Annotated in this window: 21 protein-coding genes; 12 read left to right on the top strand and 9 right to left on the bottom strand. The window is 63.4% G+C overall.

The window, feature by feature from the left end; genetic code table 11:
- The 3 genes from ABHM97_RS00725 to glyA are packed head-to-tail and all read right to left on the bottom strand — an operon-like array spanning position 1 to position 3,015.
- Complete coding sequence (locus ABHM97_RS00725) at positions 1-402, bottom strand: sarcosine oxidase subunit delta (RefSeq protein ID WP_349469210.1); 402 nt, start codon at positions 400-402, stop codon at positions 1-3.
- Positions 403-418: 16 nt separating this feature from the next.
- Positions 419-1,639: a sarcosine oxidase subunit beta family protein gene (locus ABHM97_RS00720; RefSeq protein ID WP_235521032.1), complete on the bottom strand. Its 1,221-nt coding sequence runs from the start codon at positions 1,637-1,639 to the stop codon at positions 419-421.
- Positions 1,636-3,015: a serine hydroxymethyltransferase gene (gene glyA, locus ABHM97_RS00715; protein WP_349469209.1), complete on the bottom strand. Its 1,380-nt coding sequence runs from the start codon at positions 3,013-3,015 to the stop codon at positions 1,636-1,638. Before glyA ends, ABHM97_RS00720 begins: the two co-directional genes overlap by 4 nt.
- 151 nt (positions 3,016-3,166) lie before the next feature.
- Between glyA and ABHM97_RS00710 the strand changes: the two genes are divergently transcribed.
- The 4 genes from ABHM97_RS00710 (at position 3,167) to ABHM97_RS00695 (ending at position 7,948) form a co-directional block, all read left to right on the top strand.
- Positions 3,167-3,838, top strand: coding sequence for a GntR family transcriptional regulator (locus ABHM97_RS00710; RefSeq protein ID WP_235521027.1), 672 nt, complete (start codon positions 3,167-3,169; stop codon positions 3,836-3,838).
- Between the two features lie 571 nt (positions 3,839-4,409).
- Positions 4,410-5,765 carry an MFS transporter gene (locus ABHM97_RS00705; RefSeq protein WP_235521025.1) on the top strand — a complete coding sequence of 452 codons (1,356 nt, stop codon included), beginning with the start codon at positions 4,410-4,412 and terminating at the stop codon, positions 5,763-5,765.
- A gap of 28 nt (positions 5,766-5,793) precedes the next feature.
- Entirely contained in the window at positions 5,794-7,050 is a 1,257-nt protein-coding gene (locus tag ABHM97_RS00700; protein WP_349469208.1) for an aminopeptidase P family protein, read from the top strand.
- An 82-nt stretch (positions 7,051-7,132) separates the two neighbouring features.
- Positions 7,133-7,948, top strand: coding sequence for an IclR family transcriptional regulator (locus ABHM97_RS00695; protein WP_349469207.1), 816 nt, complete (start codon positions 7,133-7,135; stop codon positions 7,946-7,948).
- Between the two features lie 131 nt (positions 7,949-8,079).
- Here ABHM97_RS00695 and ABHM97_RS00690 read toward each other — a convergent pair whose 3' ends face one another.
- Complete coding sequence (locus ABHM97_RS00690) at positions 8,080-8,559, bottom strand: DUF4383 domain-containing protein (RefSeq protein WP_235521020.1); 480 nt, start codon at positions 8,557-8,559, stop codon at positions 8,080-8,082.
- Positions 8,560-8,713: 154 nt separating this feature from the next.
- Here ABHM97_RS00690 and ABHM97_RS00685 point away from each other — a divergent pair, with 154 nt between their 5' ends.
- The 3 genes from ABHM97_RS00685 to ABHM97_RS00675 all read left to right on the top strand — a co-directional run bounded on the left by ABHM97_RS00685 (position 8,714) and on the right by ABHM97_RS00675 (position 10,617).
- Positions 8,714-9,685, top strand: coding sequence for a hypothetical protein (locus ABHM97_RS00685; RefSeq protein WP_349469206.1), 972 nt, complete (start codon positions 8,714-8,716; stop codon positions 9,683-9,685).
- Positions 9,686-9,777: 92 nt separating this feature from the next.
- On the top strand, positions 9,778-10,134 hold the full coding sequence (locus tag ABHM97_RS00680; protein ID WP_284986663.1) for an ArsR/SmtB family transcription factor: 357 nt from the start codon (positions 9,778-9,780) through the stop codon (positions 10,132-10,134).
- 15 nt (positions 10,135-10,149) lie between these two features.
- Positions 10,150-10,617, top strand: a complete 468-nt coding sequence (locus ABHM97_RS00675) for an SRPBCC family protein (RefSeq protein ID WP_284986662.1) — start codon at positions 10,150-10,152, stop codon at positions 10,615-10,617.
- On the opposite strand, the gene ABHM97_RS00670 is transcribed toward ABHM97_RS00675, so the two are convergent.
- The gene (locus ABHM97_RS00670; RefSeq protein ID WP_349469205.1) at positions 10,614-11,273 is read right to left on the bottom strand and encodes a LysE family translocator; all 660 of its coding nucleotides are present in this window, start codon (positions 11,271-11,273) and stop codon (positions 10,614-10,616) included. The two genes, ABHM97_RS00675 and ABHM97_RS00670, sit on opposite strands and share 4 nt — an antisense overlap.
- Before the next feature lie 104 nt (positions 11,274-11,377).
- Here ABHM97_RS00670 and ABHM97_RS00665 point away from each other — a divergent pair, with 104 nt between their 5' ends.
- Positions 11,378-11,833, top strand: coding sequence for an Lrp/AsnC family transcriptional regulator (locus ABHM97_RS00665; RefSeq protein ID WP_284986659.1), 456 nt, complete (start codon positions 11,378-11,380; stop codon positions 11,831-11,833).
- Positions 11,834-11,835: 2 nt separating this feature from the next.
- On the opposite strand, the gene ABHM97_RS00660 is transcribed toward ABHM97_RS00665, so the two are convergent.
- Entirely contained in the window at positions 11,836-12,294 is a 459-nt protein-coding gene (locus ABHM97_RS00660) for an Lrp/AsnC family transcriptional regulator (protein WP_284986767.1), read from the bottom strand.
- A 339-nt stretch (positions 12,295-12,633) separates the two neighbouring features.
- Here ABHM97_RS00660 and gluQRS point away from each other — a divergent pair, with 339 nt between their 5' ends.
- Both gluQRS and ABHM97_RS00650 read left to right on the top strand, forming a co-directional pair.
- Positions 12,634-13,521, top strand: a complete 888-nt coding sequence (gene gluQRS / locus ABHM97_RS00655) for a tRNA glutamyl-Q(34) synthetase GluQRS (protein WP_235521011.1) — start codon at positions 12,634-12,636, stop codon at positions 13,519-13,521.
- Positions 13,522-13,546: 25 nt separating this feature from the next.
- Positions 13,547-14,692, top strand: coding sequence for a serine hydrolase domain-containing protein (locus tag ABHM97_RS00650; RefSeq protein WP_349469204.1), 1,146 nt, complete (start codon positions 13,547-13,549; stop codon positions 14,690-14,692).
- Between the two features lie 2 nt (positions 14,693-14,694).
- Here the strand turns inward: ABHM97_RS00650 and ABHM97_RS00645 are convergent, their stop codons facing one another.
- Positions 14,695-15,309, bottom strand: a complete 615-nt coding sequence (locus ABHM97_RS00645; protein WP_235521007.1) for a TetR/AcrR family transcriptional regulator — start codon at positions 15,307-15,309, stop codon at positions 14,695-14,697.
- Positions 15,310-15,322: 13 nt separating this feature from the next.
- Between ABHM97_RS00645 and ABHM97_RS00640 the strand changes: the two genes are divergently transcribed.
- Together ABHM97_RS00640 and ABHM97_RS00635 are read left to right on the top strand one after the other, a co-directional pair.
- Positions 15,323-16,201, top strand: a complete 879-nt coding sequence (locus tag ABHM97_RS00640) for an SDR family NAD(P)-dependent oxidoreductase (protein WP_349469203.1) — start codon at positions 15,323-15,325, stop codon at positions 16,199-16,201.
- A 91-nt stretch (positions 16,202-16,292) separates the two neighbouring features.
- Positions 16,293-16,829, top strand: a complete 537-nt coding sequence (locus ABHM97_RS00635; protein WP_349469202.1) for a phosphohydrolase — start codon at positions 16,293-16,295, stop codon at positions 16,827-16,829.
- Positions 16,830-16,906: 77 nt separating this feature from the next.
- Here the strand turns inward: ABHM97_RS00635 and ABHM97_RS00630 are convergent, their stop codons facing one another.
- A complete protein-coding gene (locus tag ABHM97_RS00630; RefSeq protein WP_349469201.1) occupies positions 16,907-18,151 on the bottom strand; it encodes a low temperature requirement protein A in 1,245 nt (414 codons plus the stop codon).
- Between the two features lie 44 nt (positions 18,152-18,195).
- Positions 18,196-19,494, bottom strand: coding sequence for an ATP-binding protein (locus ABHM97_RS00625; protein ID WP_349469200.1), 1,299 nt, complete (start codon positions 19,492-19,494; stop codon positions 18,196-18,198).
- Between the last annotated feature and the right edge of the window lie 66 nt (positions 19,495-19,560).

The following is a 19,560-nucleotide window of genomic DNA, read 5'->3' as shown; positions in this document are numbered from 1 at the left end:
CTAGACTCCTTCCGAGGAGGTGGGCGCGGTGGTAGCGGCGCCGGTGCTTGTGGTGGCGGCGCCGGGGGCCAAGCCGGGTTCCTGGCCGAACTCGCCGGTCTGGCTGAACTCGCCCGGTTTGTCTGCCTGGAGATCGGGACGTTGCTGGCCCATCGCGTAGATCGAGTGGATGTCGTAGCTCACGGTGTCCCGCAGCATGTTGAACCACTGGCGGCACCCGGTGCTGTGGACCCAGCGCTCGGCGAAAGTGCCCTTGGTGTTCTCGCGGTAGAAGAGGTACTCGGCCCACTCGCGGTCCGTGAGCTCGTTCGGGTTTTCCGGGTAGGCGATGTGCGCCTGTCCGCCGTAGTGGAATTCGGTTTCGTCTCGTGGCCCGCAGTTGGGGCAAGAAATGAGGAGCATGTCTGTCCTGTCCTGGCTAGTGGGCCACGGCTGCGGCGCCGTGTTCGTCGATCAAGGCGCCGGTCTCGAAGCGTTCCAGCGCGAACGGCTTGTTCAGCTTGTGCGGTGCGCCGGTGGCGATGGTGTGCGCGAAGGTCAGGCCGGCTGCAGGGGTCCCCTTGAAGCCGCCGGTTCCCCAACCACAGTTGACGAACATGTTCTCCACGGGGGAGAGGCCCACAATCGGTGAGGCGTCCAGGGTGGTGTCCACAATGCCGCCCCAGGTCCGGAGCACGTGGGCCCGGGCGAAGATCGGGAAGAGCTCCACGGCTGCTGCCATCTGCTCCTCGATCACGTGGAACGAGCCGCGCTGGCCGTAGCCGTTGTAGGAGTCAACGCCGGCGCCCATCACCAGTTCGCCCTTGTGGGCCTGGGACACGTAGACGTGAACGTGGTTGGACATGACCACCGTGGGGTGGACGGGTTCGTGCAGTTCGGACACCAGTGCCTGGAGCGGGTGCGACTGGATCGGCAGGCGGAAACCGGCCATTTCAGCCAGGACCGAGCTGTGGCCGGCGGCGCAGAGGCCCACCTTTTCGGTGTTGATGGTGCCGCGGGTGGTCTTGACGCCGGTGACGCGGTTGCCGTCCTTGATGAAGCCGGTGACTTCACAGTTCTGGATGATGTCCACTCCGAGTTCATCGCACTTGCGGGCAAAGGCCCAGGCCACGTGGTCGTGCTTGGCGATGCCTGCACGCGGCTGGTACGTGGCACCCATGACGGGGTAGCGGATGTTGTCGCTGATGTTCAGGATGGGGCAGAGTTCCTTGACCTGCTGCGGGTCGAGCCACTCGGCATCCACACCGTTTAGCCTGTTGGCACCCACGCGGCGGACACTTTCGCGGACATCGCCCAGAGTGTGGGCCAGGTTCATCACGCCGCGCTGGCTGAACAGGAAGTCGTACTCCAGCTCTTCCGGAAGGATTTCCCACAGCTTGAGCGCGTGCTCATAAATGGCGGCGCTCTCGTCCCAGAGGTAGTTGGAACGGATGATCGTGGTGTTGCGGGCCATGTTGCCACCGGCCAGCCAGCCCTTTTCCAGGATGGCGATGTTGGTCATGCCGTGATTCTTGGCCAGGTAATACGCCGTGGCCAGGCCGTGGCCGCCGCCGCCGACAATGACGGCGTCGTAGCTCTTCTTAGGGTCCGGGTTGCGCCAGAGGAAGTCCGGGTGTTCGGGGAGGTGGTCTGCACTCACTGGGCTGCTCCAATCAGTTCTGCTTCGAGGTTGGCCTTGGCGCCATTGCCGAGGTGTGGGTATAGGGGGAACTTGTCGGCCAGCGCGGTGACGCGGTTGCGGAGTTCGACGGCGGTGGCATCGTCCAGGGCGACGTCACCTTCGGTGCCTGCTTCGGTTCCTGCGGAGGTGCCGCTCTGTGCCGCGGCGATCAACGCCGTCGCAATGATGTCCGAGACTTCAGTGAAGTCTTCGGCGCCGAAGCCGCGAGCGGCGAGGGCCGGGGTACCAATGCGCAGGCCGGAGGAAACCATGGGCGGGCGGGGGTCGAACGGGACGGCGTTGCGGTTGACCGTGATGCCGATCCGGTGCAGGGTGTCTTCGGCCTGCTGGCCGTTCAGTACCGAGTGGCGGAGGTCTGCGAGCACCAGGTGGACGTCAGTTCCGCCGCTGACAACGGAGATGCCGGCGGCCGCAACGTCGTCCTGGAGGAGGCGCTGGGCAAGGATCTTGGAGCCTTCCAATACGCGGACCTGTCGCTCCTGGAACTCGGGCTCGGCGGCCATCTTGAAAGCGACGGCCTTGGCGGCGATGACGTGCTCCAGCGGGCCGCCCTGCTGACCGGGGAACACTGCCGAGTTAACCTTCTTGGCGATGTCGGCGTCGTTGGTCAGAATCACGCCACCGCGGGGTCCGCCCAGGGTCTTGTGGGTGGTGCTGGTGACAATGTGGGCGTGCGGAACGGGGCTGGGGTGCAGTCCCGCTGCCACCAGCCCGGCGAAGTGGGCCATATCAACCATGAGGTAAGCGCCCACCAGATCGGCAATGCGGCGGAATGCAGCGAAATCCAGCTGCCGGGCGTAGGCGGACCAGCCGGCGACGATCAGCTGCGGCTTGTTTTCAAGAGCCAGGCGTTCAACTTCGGCCATGTCCACGGTGTGGGTGTCCTCGCGGACGCCGTAGGGAACAACGTTGTACAACTTGCCGGAGAAGTTGATGCGCATGCCGTGCGTCAGGTGGCCACCGTGGGCCAGGTTCAGGCCCATGATGGTGTCGCCCGGGGTAATGAGTGCGTGCATGGCGGAGGCATTGGCCTGGGCACCGGAGTGCGGCTGGACGTTCGCGTACTCGGCGCCGAACAAGGACTTCAAGCGGTCAATGGCCAGCTGCTCGATCACATCAACGTGCTCGCAGCCGCCGTAGTAGCGCTTGCCCGGGTAGCCCTCGGCGTACTTGTTGGTCAGCACCGATCCCTGCGCCTGCATGACGGCGGTGGGAGCGAAGTTCTCGGAAGCAATCATTTCCAGCGTGGACTGCTGGCGGATGAGTTCCTGGGCGATCGCCTGATCGACCTCCGGGTCCGCCTGGGACAGCGGGCGGATCAAGGGTTCAACCATGGTGTTCTCCTTCAAAGCTTGTCTGGGTGTCGACTGTTAGGCAACTGATATATTAGAACTGGTGCCATAGTATGTTGGAGATCACATAGTCGTCAACAGGTCAGTGGTAATCCATCCGGCAGACTGGGAAAGCGACTAACGGGAGAGAGCAATGAGCGCAGCACTGGAAGCACTGGAATCCGTTCCGCAGGGCACATCCCTCGCGGAGAACGCCTACCTGCTGCTGCGTGATCGACTCATCATGCTGGACATCAAGCCCGGCGACCCCATCAACGACGGGCAAGTCGCCGCCGAGCTCGGCATCGGGCGCACCCCCGTCCGCGAAGCCATCAAGCGCTTGGAAAGCGATCATCTGGTGGTGTCCTACCCCCGGCGCGGCACATTTGCCACCGGCGTGGACATCACCCAGCTCGCCGAGGTTTCCGAGATCCGCGAGCTCTTGGAGCCCCTGGCCTCCCGGAAAGCCGCACGCATGGCTGGTCCCGCGATGCGGGAAGAGCTGCGCGCCGTCGCCGCTGCAATAAGCGCGCTGGACGGCCAGGACAATTCCTCGCAGGAACTCATGCGCTACGACATCCAAGTGCACCGGCTGATCTATAAAGCCTCGGCCAACGCGCACCTGGAAGACGTCCTGATCCGCTACGACAACCTCGCCACCCGCATCTGGTGCCACATGCTGGAAAAGATGCCGTCCGTTTCGGGGCACATCTCCGAGCACGCCGAGCTCCTCACGGCCATTGCCGACGGCGACGAAGAACGCGCCGCCGAGCTCGCCCTGCATCACGTCGTCAGCTTCGAAGAGACCATCCGCAAGGTCCTCTAAGGCTTCTCGCCCTGCCGCCCTCCCGCCTTCCGGCGGCGCCCTCCCGCCTTCCGGCGGCGCCCTCCCGCCTTCCGGCGGTGGGCTCATCCTCTGCGCGCTCGGTCGTTCCTCCCTTAGACGCGCGCTGCCGGATAATCCCACCCCCTCCCGACGCTCTCTCACGTCCCTCCCGTTTGGCCCGGATGCTCTCTCACGTCCCTCCCGTTTGGCCCGGACGCTCTCTCACGTTCCGCCGTTCTCCCCTGCTGCACGGCGTCCCCTGAAGAGCAGGCGCCGACGGCGGGTGGACGGTAGCCGCCGTCGTCGCGCCTTTGGGGCGTCAGCGGTGAGTGAGGGTTGGGCTGAAGGGGGTGGGTTGTGAGTGAGGGTTGGGCTTAGAATTCCGCTGAATGCAACGTGAACTCGCTGAACGCAACTGAAAGAGGAACTCCACCGCGAACTTTCAAAAGCCCACCCAGCGCCCAAGGCACCAGGAATCTCTTCAACAACCACCCTTGACCGTGACCGTCAACACACTTAGTCTGATGCAACAGTGTTGCGTTGAATGCAACCCCAAAGATTTTGGTGGACCATGAGCAATGAATCCTCAGTGGCAGCCGACCAAGGCAGCCCTTCCCCCAGCCTCAACCGGACAACCAATTCCAACCATGGAGTCAGCAAAGACACTCGACGGCGAGTAGTCACCGCAAGCTTCATCGGCAACTTCGTCGAATGGTTCGACTACGCGGTCTACGGTTACCTGGCTGGCATTATTTCTACAGTTTTCTTCCCCGAGTCGGACCGTCAGACGGCCCTGCTCGCAACCTTCGGCGTATTTGCCGTCAGCTTCTTCGTAAGGCCCCTCGGCGGTTTCATCTGGGGCCACATCGGGGACAAGCTGGGCCGCAAGCAAGCGCTGAGCCTGTCAATCGTCCTGATGTCCGTGGCGACGTTCTGCATCGCACTGATCCCCGGCTACGCCACCATCGGCGTGATGGCGCCGATCCTGCTTCTTCTGGTGCGCGTCGTCCAAGGCTTCTCCGCAGCGGGGGAGTACGCCGGGGCGTCAGCTTTCCTGGTGGAGTACGCGCCGGCGAATCGACGCGGACTCTATGCCGCCGTCGTGCCTGCCAGTACCGCAGCGGGCCTGCTGCTGGGATCCTTGCTGGCCGCCCTGCTCAGTTCAGCGATGACCCCGGAGCAGCTCAGCGAGTGGGGTTGGCGGCTGCCGTTCCTGTTGGCTGCGCCGATGGGGTTGATCGGCCGGTATATCCGGACCAAGCTCGAGGACACACCGGCATTTCGGGAGCTCGCGGCCAAGGACAACGCAGTCAAGGCCCCCGCATTCGCCATGTTCAGGACCTACCGGAAGCAACTCATCATTGCCACCGGCGCGGTGTTGCTGAACGCGGTGGGCTTCTACGTGATCCTCAGCTATATGCCCACGTACCTGTCGGAGGAACTGGGCTTTGGCGCAACGGAGTCGTTCCTGGCCACGACCATCGCCCTGGCCAGCTACATCGGCTTCATCTTCCTGACCGGAATGGCGTCGGACAAGTTCGGCCGCAAGCGGATGCTCATCACGGCGTCGGTCCTGTTCGTGCTGCTGACGGTGCCGGCGTTCATGCTCCTGGATACGGGCAATTTCCTGGTGATCGTCCTGGTGCAGATACTGCTGGGCGGCATGCTCACCCTGAACGATGGAACGCTGCCGAGCTTCCTCGCCGAGCTCTTCCCCACGAAGGTCCGCTACACCGGATTCGCCGTCAGCTTCAACCTCTCCAACGCCTTGTTCGGCGGCACCGCGCCGTTCATGGCCACCCTTCTTATCGGCATGACCCACAACCAACTGGCTCCCGGTTGGTACCTCGTGGCTGCCGCCCTGGTTTCCCTCATCGCGGTCCTGTTTGCCGCGGAGTCTTCCAAGAAGCCTCTGCTGCAGGACTAGAACAACCAACCCATTGAAAGGAAAGATCATGACCATCACGCAGAACGAGGCCGTCAACGATGTCGCCAAGCTCGAGCGCACCAAAGTCCTCAACAACGGCGAAAAGGTCTCGCTGACCTTCTCCGACGCGGAATTCGAACGCCGCCTAGCCGGACTCCGGAGCATCATGGCGGAGAAGGAACTCGACGCCGTCATCCTCACCAGCTACCACTCCATCAAGTACTACTCCGATTTCCTCTTCACGTACTTCGGCCGGTCTTACGGGATGGTGGTCACCAAGGATGACACGGTCACCGTTACGGCAAATATCGACGCCGGTATGCCTTGGCGCCGCAGCTACGGCGAGAACCTCGTATACACGGACTGGCGCCGTGACAACTACATCCATGCCATCCAGGAAATCCTCCGGACCCGGGGCATCAACCCGCGGCGCATCGGCGTCGAAGACGATTCCCTGCCGCTGGACAACCGCAACAAGATCCAGGCCGCTTTCTCCGGCGCAACCCTGGTGGACGTGGCACAGGCTGCGATGCGTCAGCGCATGATCAAGTCCGCCGAGGAGATCGCCGTCATCAAACACGGCGCCCGCATTGGTGACCTTGGCGGCGAGGCCATCCGCAACGCCATCACGGCCGGGATCACCGAGTACGAGGTTGCACTGATCGGTACCGAGGCCATGGTCCACGAAATCGCCCGGACGTTCCCGGATTCTGAAATCCGCGACACCTGGGTGTGGTTCCAGTCCGGCATCAACACCGATGGTGCGCATAACTGGGCGACCACCCGCAAGATCCAGGAACACGACATCCTGTCCTTGAACTGCTTCCCCATGACCAGCGGCTACTACACCGCCCTGGAGCGCACCCTGTTCTATGGTGAACCGGACGCCCGCTCGCTGGAACTGTGGAACATCAACGTGGAGGTCCACAAGCGCGGACTGGAACTCATCAAGCCGGGTGCCGTGTGCAAGGACATCGCGGCAGAGCTCAACGAGATCTACATCAGCCACGGACTGTTGGCCAACCGGACGTTCGGCTACGGCCACTCCTTCGGTGTGCTGAGCCACTACTACGGACGCGAGGCCGGTCTTGAACTCCGCGAGGACATTGACACCGTCCTGGAGCCCGGCATGGTGGTGTCCATGGAGCCGATGATCACGGTGATGGACGGCCAGCCAGGTGCGGGCGGCTACCGTGAGCACGACATCCTGGTGGTCGGCGAAGACGGCGCCGAGAACATCACCAAGTTCCCGTTCGGCCCCGAGTACAACATCATCGGAGCCTAGTGACCAACCGGTGGGCGCAGTGCACGGCGCCCACCGGCTTCCCAGTGGAAGACCGGACCAAGACCCGAAATATAGTGAACCCATGACTCCCACGGAATCCACCGAGACTCTTGACACCGGCAACAGCAACGGCGACGGCAAGGGAACCTCTGTCATTGTCAACGCAATCGCTGTGCTGAAAAGCTTCAGCGCGGATGAACCCATGCTTGGAGTCACCGAAATCGCGGGCCGTGTGGGCCTGCACAAGAGCACCGTCTCCCGCATCCTTGCGACGCTTGAACAGGAGAACCTGGTGGAGCGCGACGTCGATTCGCGCAGGTTCCGCTTGGGGCTGGGAATGATCGCCATGGCGGGCCCGCTCCTGGCCGAACTCGAAGAGCGCCGGGTTGCCTACCCCGTACTGCGCGAACTGACCGAGCGCACGGGGGAGACCAGCGCGCTCATGGTGTGGAACGGCGTCGAATCCATGTGTGTGGAGCAGATTCCCAGCAGGCATCAGGTGAAGCACCTTGCCCCTTTGGGTGCACGTTACAACGAGGCCCTGAGCTCTTCCGTGCAGGTGTTCCTGGCGGCCGAAAACAGCGACAGGGTGCGGAACCTGCTGCACAGCAACGCGATCACCTTGCCCGGCCTGGACGACGACTCGGTGGAGGCCTACATGGCCCGGCTGGCGGAAGCGGCGGAACGTGGCTGGTCCGTGAACTTCGGGGAGACGTCCATCGAGGAAGTCGGCGTGGCCTCGCCGGTCTACGACCACCGCGGCGACATCGTGGCAGCCGTTCTGATCCCTGCGCCAAAGTTCCGGGTCTCGCAGGACACTTTGACGAGCCTGGGCGAAGCCTGTGCTGCAGCGGCGGCCAAAGTGACCACCCGGCTGGGTGGGCGCGCCCCGCGCTAGGTGGGTGTGAGTGAGCGTTGGGCGGAAGCCGGTGGGATGTGAGTGAGCGTTGGGGGGGTAGCACAACGGTACGGCGACCGCCCCCTCAAAGGAAGCGGTCGCCGTCGTGGTTCAGGACGTGTGCGGAGGGCTTACATGCTCCTTCGCGCTGTGGTCCTTTCGTCCATGACATCCCGGCCGAGCCAAACGCCCAAACCGATCATGGCAACGCCAAGGATCAGGTGCAGCCAGTTGTCAGCCGTGTTGAACGGGATGAAGTTGGCGCCCGTTTCCTGGTTGATGACCAGGCCGTAGATCCAAAGAACGATGTATACGGCGCCGCCGCCCAGGAGGAACAGGCGGGCCATACGATCGTTCCTTGCCATGGCCAAGCCGGCCGCGCCAAACAGCAGATGGACGATGTTGTGGAGTATGGACACTTGGAAGACTCCAAGCAGCATGGCGCCGGAATCATGTCCCGCAAAGGTCATGGCGCCGTAATTGGTGGTGATTCCCGGGATGAAGCCCAGGACGCCAACCAGCAGAAATACAATGCCAACGCCCATGGCGGTGTTGCGAAGTGTCAACCCCATCATGTGGTGGTGTTCGGCGGGGTGCGAAGCGGTGGTCATCAGTCCTCCCTTTCACGCGGTTACCCGGCTCTTCTCATGGAGAGCCGACCTGCGGCAAGGGTGTGGCAAAACCTTGCCGACGCCGCCATAATACTCCTGAAATGCCTCCGATAGCAGGGGATGTGCCCAGTTCAGCGACGATTAGCATGGTCTTATGAGCCAAGCTCCCCACGGACGCGTGCACACGATCTTCCATGACACGCGGGATTTCACGCCTTTCCGCGATGGCCATGTCCGCACCCCGGTCCGGGGGCTCACGGACGGTGTGGGCGGAGTGCTGTCCGGCGTGCTCACTGGCCGGGACCAGTCGAGGATTTCCGTCGTCGGCAGTGTGCCGCGGCTGAGGATGTTGTCGTCCAAGCTCGCCAAGGCCATGCACGACGCTGTTTTCACCTCCACCGAGCCGGAGCGGCTCCTCGCGCTTGGCCGAATGTACCCGGGGTGGGCCGGGTTGTGCCTTGTGGTGTCGGGTCTGCTGACCTACAAGCATGGGGGCTACCTGCGGGCTTCGGAACTGCTGCAGCGCGGCTTAACAACAAGGATCGACGACGACGCCAGCCAGTTCTCGTCCATCTACCTTGGGCAGGTGGTCACCCGGGTGGAGGTTGCCGAGCGCATTGAAGTTCCGGTTCTGTTCAGCGAGGAGTCGGTGTTCCTGGCGTTGTCCCATTGCCTCCGGGAGATGGGGATGATGGAAGCCGCGCTGGAAGCGGTGGTGGGCCTGCCGCCGTCGTTGCCTTCTGCCTTGGCGCGTTGCACGGCTGCCTATTCGCTGGGCCGCCACCGGGATGTGGTGTTGTGGACCGAAGGCTTGCTCAACACAGACGACCTCTCTGCAGCGTTGCTCCTGATCCGGGCCCGGTCGCAGCGGGCGCGGGGTGACGTGGACTCCGCGCAGGCTGCCCTGAAGGAAGTGCTTCGCCGCCGTAAGACCAGCCTGGTGTTGCGGAACGATGCCATGACCGACAGGGCTTTGTTGGCCTTGGACCAGGGGCGTCGGACGTTGACGCCGTGGGCCAGGAAACCAGCCCCGGCCGAAGAACTGGAAACCCTGGAAGTCATCCGTAAGGATGCCGAGATGCGCCGGCTGTGGGAAAACGACTTCAGGCAGCTGGGCGGCGAGTAAAACCCATTGTGCACCTTCGGGTAGAGGCGTAATGTTGTAATCAACCTTGAGGTTGATAAAGCCATAGGTTGATTACGAAAGGTTGAGTGGGTATGGACCCGGCAGAACTGGGGCCCGACGCGTTGGACAGGGCCTTCATGGCCTTGGCTGACCCCGTGCGGCGGGCAATCGTGGCCCGCCTTTCCCGCAGTGACGCCACCGTCAATGAACTCGCAGAACCTTTCGCCATTACTAAACAAGCGGTTTCCAAGCACATCCAGGTCCTCGAGCATGCGGGGTTGGTGACGCGTTCACGCGACGCTCAGCGCCGCCCCGTTCACCTCGATGCCGCAGCCCTTGAGCGGTTGACGGCCTGGCTGGACCAGTACCGGCTGATCGCCGAGCGTCGGTTCCGGCTGCTCGACGAACTCCTGGCCAGCGATGGTCCCACGGGAGCTGCGGAGAAATAGGGAAGAGGAACTGACATGAGCAATCCAACCACCATCACCGCTGACGACGGTGTCCCGTTCGTTGACACAGTCCGCGAATTCGATGCCCCGGTCAGCGCGGTCTTCAAGGCCCACGTGGACCCCGACCTCCTGGTCAAATGGCTGGGACCGCGCAGCACCACCATGAACGTCACGGAATACAATGCGGTGACAGGCGGCAGTTGGCGGTACGAGAGCGGCGATGGCAACAACCCGTTTTCCTTCCGGGGTGTCTTCCACAAGGTAGACCCTGACGCGCTGATCATCATGACCTTCGAATTCGACGGCGCCCCGGACCAGGTGGGCATCAGCACCACCACGTTCGAGGAAGTGGATGGGCGGACCCGGATAGTCGCCCACGAGGTCTACCCCTCAGTGGAAGCACGGGATATGGCGCTGGCGACCGGCATGAATTACGGCGTGATCGAGGGCTATGAGCGGCTCGACGAGTTGCTTTCTGCCTAGGCTGAAGCGCTGGCCCACGCCTGGACCAGCAGGGGAATGAGCTGTTCGGACAATAGCACTGCCCCCAGCCCGATCATGATGATCCCGCTGACCAGGGTGACCACCTTGGCTGCGCCAGGCCGTGACGCCAGCAGCTTCCGGGAGGTCAAGGCAACCGCTGTGTAGACCACTGCAGCAAGGAACACGAAGGTCAGGCCGAGCAGGCCGGACTGGACGGGGACGGGAAGTGCTGCTTCGGGGCTCACGAACTGCGGCACCAGCGCCACGAAGAACAGCAGGCCTTTGGGGTTGATGCCGCTGGTGCCCATTCCCTGCAGGAACGTCCGGAGCGGGTTGGCGGAATGCACGACGCCGGCTTCCGCACTGAAGCTGGCACCTCGCCACGACCGGATGGTTGCGACGCCAAGCCACAGCAGGTAGGCGGCTCCGGCGACGGTGAGCCAGCCCAGCAGCCCCGGTACACCCGCCAGGAGTGCGGCCAACCCTGCCGCCATCAGCACGGTATGGATGACGTACCCGCTGCACAATCCGGCCACTGCCGGGACAAAGCTGCGCTGGCGCAGGCCGGCGGAAATGGAGTAAGCCCAGTCGACGCCCGGGGTGCAGGCCAGGGTGACCGCAACGAGGATGAAGGCGAGGAACAGCTGCGGATTCACGGTTTTCTCCAAGGGTTGTTGAGCTAGGAAAACTCTAGGCAAATTCAGGCCATAAGTGTTCGCTTATTTAGCTCAGTCGCTCCTGTTCTGAGTAAGATATTTGCGTGATTGACGGAATCGATAGAAGTATTTTGCGCCAGCTTCGTGAAGACGGAAGAATGACTGCGACGGCTCTCGCCTCGAAGGTGGGTTTGACCGTGGCGCCATGCCACCGACGTCTCCGGGACCTGGAGTCCTCGGGGGTGATTCGTGGGTATCGTGCGGACATCGATCCCGCGGCGCTGGGGCTGGGGTTTGAGGCTATTGTCTTCGTCACCCTGCGCCAGGTTGAGCGCACCATCATGGCGGAGTTCGAAGAGCGCGTTGCGGCGAGCCCCAACATCGTTGAGGCCCAGCGCCTGTTCGGCTCCCCGGACTATCTGCTGAAAGTCATTGCAGCCGACCTGCCCGCCTACCAGCGCTTTTACGACGACGAACTTGCGGCACTGCCGGCGGTGGAACGGCTGACGTCAACGCTGGTCATGAAGAACCTGAAGACCAACGTCGGGCCTCCCGTTTAGGACTAGTCCGACAACAAGCCGGTTGTCCTGTACGGAATCACTTCCCTGAGGAACATGCTGGTGGAGGTGCGCACAATCCCCGGACACAGCCGGATTTCCTCGGAAACGCGGTACAGATCGTCGGGGCTTTTGGCGACAACCCGGATGATGAGGTCGGTGTCGCCTGCGGGCGCATGGCATTCCAGGACTTCGGGGATCTTCCGGAGCGCGGCGATGGCTTCGTTCAGGTGGCTTTGGTCGAGTTCGGCACTGACCGCGGCTGCAACTCCGCGACCCAGCGCCGATGGAAGGACGCGGCTGCTGTTGGCTCGCAGGGCTCCGGACGCGCTCATTCGTTCAAGTCGGGACTGAACGGTCCCGCGGGCAAGGTGCAACTTTTGGGCAAGCACCATGATGGGGACCCTCGGGTCTTCGTCCAGTGCGGCGAGGATTCGGCGGTCCGTCGCATCCAGTTCCTGCAAAGTGACCACTTCCTGCCGTCTTATCCTTGGCCCGACTGGTCAAATCGACCAATCAAGTCACTGTCCGTTGCTCCAACTGTATGCCTTCTGCTGAAATGGTGGCAACGAAGCAGGGAGAAGCTACCGCTGATCCCGGCACGGCGCCAAGGCACCCGGAACACCACCCGGAGCCCTGTACAGGTTTCCCGCAAGGAAGCAGCCGCTGATTGACTCTTGTTCACAGCATTGTCATTCACCACTCGCCCGTTCGTTTGGGCAGCAAGTAAGAGCCCCTGAGCCACCGGATCGTTGCGGTAGCTGAGGGGCTCTTGCGTTTCCGGCGCCGCATAGGCTTGGGGTATGACTTCCGCCGGACGCTTCGCCCCGAGCCCTTCGGGCGAACTGCACGTCGGCAACCTTCGTACTGCGGTCCTTGCCTGGCTCTTCGCGAAATCCACTGCCCGGAAGTTCCTGCTGCGCGTCGAGGACCTTGACCGCGCGCGGTCCGGTGCGGAGGCTGAGCAGCTCCGCGATCTGGAGGCTATCGGCGTAAGGTGGGACGCCGCCGTCGTACGCCAGACCGAGCGTACGGCTCTCTACGATGACGCGATCGCCCGGCTGACTGCCGAAGGTCGCACCTATGAGTGCTTCTGCACCCGCCGCGAAATTCAGGAAGCTCCCTCGGCCCCGCATGCTCCGCAGGGTGCTTATCCGGGGACGTGCCGGGAGCTGTCGCACGCTGAACGGGAGATCCGCAGGGCCTCGCGTCCGGCGTCCATACGCCTGCGGTCGGACGTTGCGGAGTGGGCTGTTGAGGACCAGTTGAGCGGGAGATTCGTGGGCATGGTGGACGACTTCGTCCTCCGCCGGAACGATGGCGTCACCGCCTATAACCTGGCCGTTGTGGTGGACGACGCCGAGCAGGGAATCGACCAAGTGGTCCGCGGCGACGACCTCCTCCCGTCCACCCCGCGCCAGGCGTACCTGGCCACGCTGCTTGGCGCACCGGTACCCGAATATGCCCACGTTCCGTTGGTGGTAAACCACGACGGCGTGAGGCTGGCCAAGCGCGACGGCGCGGTGACGCTGGGAGACCTCGCCGCCGTCGGAATTCCTGCCAAACGTGTCCGGAACCTGATCCTCGAATCACTCGGTCTCCCGGCGGGGCCGTTGGAGGACGCGCTCCCGTTTTTCGACCCGGAGCGGCTGCCCCGGGAGCCGTGGGTGTGGAAAACTCCCACAGGCTGAAACGACGTCCCAGTAGGCTGTCTGGATGCACTCACAAGTGATCGCCCCCGGTTTCGAACCAGTTGCCGAGCTCTTCGCTCGTTTCCTCGACCAGGATCCCGAGTATTCCGCGCAGGTGGCGGCCTACCATCGGGGCGTTAAGGTGCTGGACCTCAGCGGCGGTCCGCGCATCCGTCCTGATTCTGTCACCGGAGTCTTCTCCTGTTCAAAAGGCATGGCAGGATTGGTGATCGCGTTGCTGGTGCAGGATGGCGTGCTTGATCTCGACGCGGAGGTGGTCAAGTACTGGCCCGAGTTTGGTGCGCAAGGCAAGGGGTCCATCACCGTCGCGCAGCTGCTGTCCCACCAGGCCGGGCTCCTGGGGGTGGAAGGCGGACTGACTCTGGAGGAGGTTAACAACTCTGAACTCGCCGCGGCCAAGCTGGCAGCGCTTGCTCCGTTATGGAAGCCAGGGGCGGCCTTCGGCTACCACGCTCTCACCATCGGAATCTTCATGGAAGAGCTGTGCCGTCGCATCACCGGTTCCACGCTGCAGCAGGTCTTCGAGCAGCGAATCCGGTCTCTTGCGGGTGCGGACTTCTACTTGGGTCTGCCGGAAGCCGACGACGCCAGGTTTGCGCGTTTCCGATGGGCCGCGGATCCGTCGTGGCCCTGGGTGGATCCCGCCAGCCACTTCGGCCTGGCGGCGAATTCTGCCGTGGGCGACATTCTGGACCTGCCGAACATACCGGAAGTGCGGGCCGCGGGGCTGAGCTCCGCGGCGGGTGTCGCGAGCGCCGATGGTATGGCCAGAATTTATGCTGCCGCGCTGACCGGTTTGGCTGTGGACGGTGACGCCGCAGCGGGTGGCGGCCAGCCCGCCGTCGGACCCTTCCTGACAGAGGAAACCATCCGTACGGTGACAGCTGAGCAGGTGTTCGGCATCGACCGCGTGTTTGGGGAGACTGGTTGCTTTGCCACTGTTTTCATGAAGTCGCACACCCGGATGCCGTTCGGCAGTTACCGCGCTTTCGGGCACGACGGCGCCAGCGCATCTCTGGGGTTCGCGGACCCTGTGTATGAACTCGGCTTTGGATACGTGCCGCAGCAGGCCGAGCCTGGGGGAGTGGGCTGCCGCAACTTCCTGTTGAGTTCAGCCGTGCGCCAGGCGATCGAGGGACGCGCCGCGTAAAGCTACGGAGTGAGCTTCGCTGCGTGCACGCCGGCTGCCATTCCGGCCCACAGTGTGTCCGTGGTGGCATTGACGATGTCATCCACGGTAGTGCCGTCCAGGTGATTCCCCGCGGCAAGAACGGCCGCTCCGTGCAGGCTGACGAAGCACACCATTGCTAACGTCCCGGGGTCGCCTTCGGCCAACTCTCCGGCGTTCTGCCCTTCGACGATCATGGCTTGGGCGACATGGATTCCCTGTTCGGCCGTGCTCCTCAGTTCGGCGCTGGAATCCGGATGGTGCTTGCTGGAGTACATGACGGTCAGGAGGGCGGGGTGGGCAACAGCGAACTCCACGTACGCCTTCCCGACGCCGACGAAACGGCTCCGAAGCCCGGCGCCCGACTCAGAGGCGTTACGGATGAGGCTGTTCATCAATTCAAAGCCGGCCAGGGCCAGGGCATCGATCAGGGCCTGTTTATCGCGGAAATGCTTGGCCGGCGCGCCGTGGCTGACGTTCATCTCCCGCGCCAACTGGCGCAGGGATAGGCCATCCACACCAACGTCCTCGATGGATTCCATGGCGCGCTCCAGCAGGGCCTCGCGGAGCTTTCCGTGATGATAGGGCTGCTGGGTCATGCTTCAAGTCTAAATGAAAGTAGTCATTGACAACAAAGTAGGCACTGCCTACCATGTAGACGCCGACTACTTCAGTTGCCCATCCAATCGATCGGAACCCACCATGACCATGACCTACTCCGGCACCACGGCGCTCATCACGGGCGCAAGCTCAGGACTCGGCGCCGAGTTCGCCCGACAGTTTGCTGCCCGGGGTGCTGGCCTCGTCCTGGTCGCGCGACGTGCGGACCGGATGGAGGAGCTGGCAAAGGAGCTCCGCTCCAAGCACGGCGTCACCGTCACGGTGCTGCCCATGGACCTGGGCCGCCCCGGCGTTGGCAAAGAACTTTTCGAGGAAGTCAGCAGCCGTGGGATCACCGTGGACACGCTCATCAACAACGCAGGCTTCGGAACCCACTCGCCATTCGTCGAGGAAGAGCCGGATGTCATTGCCTCCGAAATAGCCCTCAACGTGGCTGCGCTTGTTGATATCACCCGGTCCTTCCTTCCCGGCTTGCTCACCTCCGGAACCGGGGCCTTGGTCAACGTGGCCAGCACGGCCGCGTTCCAGCCCATCCCCGGCATGGCAGTGTACGGAGCCACCAAAGCGTTCGTGCTCAGTTTCACGGAAGCCGTTGCCCATGAAACCAAGGATTCCGGGCTCAACGTGCTTGCCCTGTGCCCCGGGGCGACCAGCACGGAGTTCTTCGACGTCGTGGGAAGCCAGTCCGCAGCAGCAGGCCGCATGCAGTCCTCCGAACAGGTCGTTGGAACCGCCCTCAAGGCACTTGACCGCAAGGGCACACCCGGAAGCGTGGTTTCCGGCTGGGCCAACCGCATCGCGGCCGGTTTCGCGCAGCGCTTGCCCAGGGCCGTCACCGTTGCCATCGCGGCGCGGGCCGTGCAGGACTGACGCGGGCCCTCCGGTGTTGTCACTGCGGGGAAGCAGATAGCCTGAAGACAGGGCCGAGCCTCATCGGCGCCGCACCCATCCGAAGGCCAACATGACCGAATCACGCTTCACTGTAGAGACCGCCCAAGTCCTGGCAGAGGTGGCCCACAACCGGCAGAAGGACAAGCTCAAGCGCCCGTATCGCGAGCATGTCCTGGCCGTTGGCGACGCGCTCGCGGATTTTGACGAGGACATCCAGATCGCCGGCTACCTTCACGACATCGCCGAGGACACCCCCATCACCAGGCAAGCCCTGCTGGACATGGGGGTGTCCGAGCGTGCCGTGGACATCATCGAACGCGTCACCCGCCGCTTCCACGACAATCCGGACGATTACGACGCCGGCATACGCTTCGTAGCGGAGGACCACGACGCCACGTTGGTGAAAATCGCCGACAACGCCCACAACTCGTTGCCTGAACGGGTCAGGGCGCTCGCGGAAAAGTGGCCCGACAAACCGCCTGCAACCCGGTACGCCGATGCCCGTCCGGTCCTGTACACGGCCGTTCCCCGGGAAGAAGTGGAGTTGATCCTGCAGCGGATCAACCCGCACTTGCTTCAGGAACTGGACGACATCGTTCCGGAATAGGCTTACTTGACGCGTTGCGGGGCCCGCTCTGCACCCTATGAAGGCGATTTTGGGTGCAGAGCAGGCCCCGCAACACGTCAGCCCGCGGCCGCTTCAAGCCGCCGAAGTGCAGCGGCCCGGCCCTTGTGCCCGCGTCGTTCGTCGAACGCGATGGACAGGCCCAGCACCGCCATCATTTCCAGCATGCACAGAGGCACGGAAGCCCCAGCTGCGGCCATGGCAATGCTTCCCGCCAAGGCAAGGACTACTACGGCCGTGCTCACCAGTAGGTCGCGGTCACGGCCGAGCATGATGCTGTAGAGCGTGGTGAGTGAAACCTTGAAAAGGATGATCGGGATGGCAATCGATGCCACGGCTCCGGCCGCCGGGACCTGGGCTTCGTGGTCGATGAAGTAGGCCGCAATATGGAGCCCTGCGCCGGTGGCCGCGATGGCCGCGAAAATGATCATGTGCCCGTAGCCGAAGACCCAGGAGCGGTGCCGCTGCAGATGAAGGGCAGGGCCTGCAGGGAGGATGAAGTAGATCCACCACATGGCGAACGCCAACCCGGTACCGCTGAAACCAACCAGCGCAGCATCCACCGACCAGCCGTGGGTGGCGACGATGGCGCGCAGGGTTTCGATGGCCCCGATCAAGCACTCTCCCAAGGCAATGATGGCCAGGAGCCCGTACCTTTCCGCGATGTGGTGGGCGTGCCAGGGTGTACGGATCTTGCGTTCGGCGAAGTAGGGCGTCGCCATCTCCAGAACAAAGAGGGGGGCAGCCATCAGGAACGTGGTGAGGACATCGGTCTCGATCACCAGGGCAAGGACCCAGCCGACCTGGACAACCGCCAAGTACTTCGCGTAACGGAGGCATGTCTCGCGGCGTTCCGGGTCTTGGCGGGCAGCGCGCAGCCATTGGAAGATCAAGGCCACGCGCATGATGATGTAGCCGATAAGGATGGCCACGTTGTCGACGTGATCCCGGTCGACAATCGAGTGGAACATCGGTTCGATACCCATGGCCAGGATCAAGACGCCCACCATTTGCACCATGGTGACCACGCGGAACACCCAGTCATCCGTGTCGTAGGCGCTGGCGAACCAGGTGAAGTTGATCCAGGCCCAAATCACGGCGAACATCGCGAAGCTGAAACCCAGCAGGCCGGCGCCGAAATGCGCCTCGGCGACGGCATGTGCGAACTGGTTGCCGGCAACACCGAAGGCGATCACAAATGTCAGGTCGAAAAACAGCTCAAGCGGTGTGGCTGTGCGGTGTTTCTCGTGGGGATCGCGGCCGCCCATGGTGGACAGGGCATGGCGAAGTGGGTTTGTGGACATGGCTCAAAGATTACCGTTCCCACGAACTCAGCGGGTGGCTCGGCCTAGACGCGGCCCAGGGCGTCGATGTCTTCGAGGAAGTCCTGGTGGACCTCGGCGCTGACGGTAGTGCGGGTGTCGGCGATTGCGTCGAGGTAGTCCTGCGTGACAGGTCCTTTCCGTCCGTTCGCCCCACCCGAAGCTGTGCCGTCGTCGTACACGGCTTTTTCCAGGGCGCGCTGGGAGGCGCTGCGGGCAGCGAACTCGATGTCCGCGGGCGAGAACCCCTCCGTCCTCGACACCAACAAAGAAATGTCCACCGAATCCACCACCGTGGCTGGGATGAAGCGTTGCCACATGGCTTCGCGGGCGTGGACGTCCGGCAGGCCGATGGGGATGACGTAGTCGAACCGGCCGTGGCGCAGGAACGCGGTGTCCAGGGCGCGGATGAAGTTGGTGGCGCACACCAGGAGGCGGCCGGGTTGTTCGCGGAAGGCCGGGATGATTTTGAGGAGCTCGTTGGTAACGCCCTGCAACGGCGAAGGCGGATCGCCTGCGCGCTGGGAGGCGATCTCTTCGACCTCGTCGATGAACACGACCGCGTGCTCGAGCTCGGCGATTTCCAGGAACGTTTCGCGCAGTGCCCCGGCCAGGCCTTTGGGGTCGGAGGCCAAACGGGAGGGGAAGACTTCCACGAACGGCCACTCCAGCCGGGAGGCGATGGCCTTGGCGAAGGTAGTCTTGCCGGTGCCCGGCGGACCGAACAGCACCACTGCGCGCGGCGGAACGACGCCGTATTCGTCGGCGAGGTCTGCTTCGGCCAACGGCAGCACCAGCCGGCGCTCCAGGAGTTCCTTCTCCCGCCGCATGCCTGCGACGTTCTCCCAGAGATCACGGGCCAAGATGCGCCCGCCAAGCAGCCCGAGCGCGCCGAGTTCCTGGCGTTGCACCGGGATGGTCCGTTCGAAGTAGCGCAGGTTCTTCTTGACGACGAAGCCGCGGCCCAGGAACGCCTCGACGCGCGTTTCCGTTTCCGGCATCAGTGCGGAGAGCTTGTTGAGCCCGTGCGGGGCCATGCGGTTTTCGACGGCGGACAGCAGCGAGGTGCCGATGCCACGGCCGCGGAACTCGGTCAGGGTGGCGAGGAAAACGATCCAGCCTTGGTCGTGGGCGGCGCGTCCGACGGCGGCACCCACCACCTGCTCGCCCTGCACCGCAACCACTGCGTGGTCCTTTTCGCAGGAGGCGAGGACCTCGGACAGTGCGTACACAGGTTCAACACCGTCAGCTTTGAGCGACTCCCAGAGGTGCAGGATGCCGTCCAGATCGGACGAGTGGAAGTCCCTGATGCGCCAGTTCGTCATGCTCATAACTCCTCGGTGGATCGCCGTTGATGCCTTGGAGTTGAGCATAGGCGAATCACTGCTGCC

It is taken from the genome of Paenarthrobacter sp. CAP02, assembly GCF_040137855.1.
Taxonomy (GTDB): domain Bacteria; phylum Actinomycetota; class Actinomycetes; order Actinomycetales; family Micrococcaceae; genus Arthrobacter.
The sequence above is the reverse complement of the archived record's forward strand: the minus strand, read 5'-3'. Positions and strand labels throughout refer to the sequence as shown.

Excerpts from the sequence above, each read along its gene's own strand:
- ABHM97_RS00725 (WP_349469210.1), bottom strand. The coding sequence starts at position 402 with ATGCTCCTCATTTCTTGCCCCAACTGCGGGCCACGAGACGAAACCGAA.
- glyA (WP_349469209.1), bottom strand. The coding sequence starts at position 3,015 with ATGGTTGAACCCTTGATCCGCCCGCTGTCCCAGGCGGACCCGGAGGTC.
- ABHM97_RS00710 (WP_235521027.1), top strand. The coding sequence starts at position 3,167 with ATGAGCGCAGCACTGGAAGCACTGGAATCCGTTCCGCAGGGCACATCC.
- ABHM97_RS00705 (WP_235521025.1), top strand. The coding sequence starts at position 4,410 with ATGAGCAATGAATCCTCAGTGGCAGCCGACCAAGGCAGCCCTTCCCCC.
- ABHM97_RS00700 (WP_349469208.1), top strand. The coding sequence starts at position 5,794 with ATGACCATCACGCAGAACGAGGCCGTCAACGATGTCGCCAAGCTCGAG.
- ABHM97_RS00695 (WP_349469207.1), top strand. The coding sequence starts at position 7,133 with ATGACTCCCACGGAATCCACCGAGACTCTTGACACCGGCAACAGCAAC.
- ABHM97_RS00690 (WP_235521020.1), bottom strand. The coding sequence starts at position 8,559 with ATGACCACCGCTTCGCACCCCGCCGAACACCACCACATGATGGGGTTG.
- ABHM97_RS00685 (WP_349469206.1), top strand. The coding sequence starts at position 8,714 with ATGAGCCAAGCTCCCCACGGACGCGTGCACACGATCTTCCATGACACG.
- ABHM97_RS00680 (WP_284986663.1), top strand. The coding sequence starts at position 9,778 with ATGGACCCGGCAGAACTGGGGCCCGACGCGTTGGACAGGGCCTTCATG.
- ABHM97_RS00675 (WP_284986662.1), top strand. The coding sequence starts at position 10,150 with ATGAGCAATCCAACCACCATCACCGCTGACGACGGTGTCCCGTTCGTT.
- gluQRS (WP_235521011.1), top strand. The coding sequence starts at position 12,634 with ATGACTTCCGCCGGACGCTTCGCCCCGAGCCCTTCGGGCGAACTGCAC.
- ABHM97_RS00650 (WP_349469204.1), top strand. The coding sequence starts at position 13,547 with ATGCACTCACAAGTGATCGCCCCCGGTTTCGAACCAGTTGCCGAGCTC.
- ABHM97_RS00645 (WP_235521007.1), bottom strand. The coding sequence starts at position 15,309 with ATGACCCAGCAGCCCTATCATCACGGAAAGCTCCGCGAGGCCCTGCTG.
- ABHM97_RS00640 (WP_349469203.1), top strand. The coding sequence starts at position 15,323 with ATGAAAGTAGTCATTGACAACAAAGTAGGCACTGCCTACCATGTAGAC.
- ABHM97_RS00635 (WP_349469202.1), top strand. The coding sequence starts at position 16,293 with ATGACCGAATCACGCTTCACTGTAGAGACCGCCCAAGTCCTGGCAGAG.
- ABHM97_RS00630 (WP_349469201.1), bottom strand. The coding sequence starts at position 18,151 with ATGTCCACAAACCCACTTCGCCATGCCCTGTCCACCATGGGCGGCCGC.
- ABHM97_RS00625 (WP_349469200.1), bottom strand. The coding sequence starts at position 19,494 with ATGACGAACTGGCGCATCAGGGACTTCCACTCGTCCGATCTGGACGGC.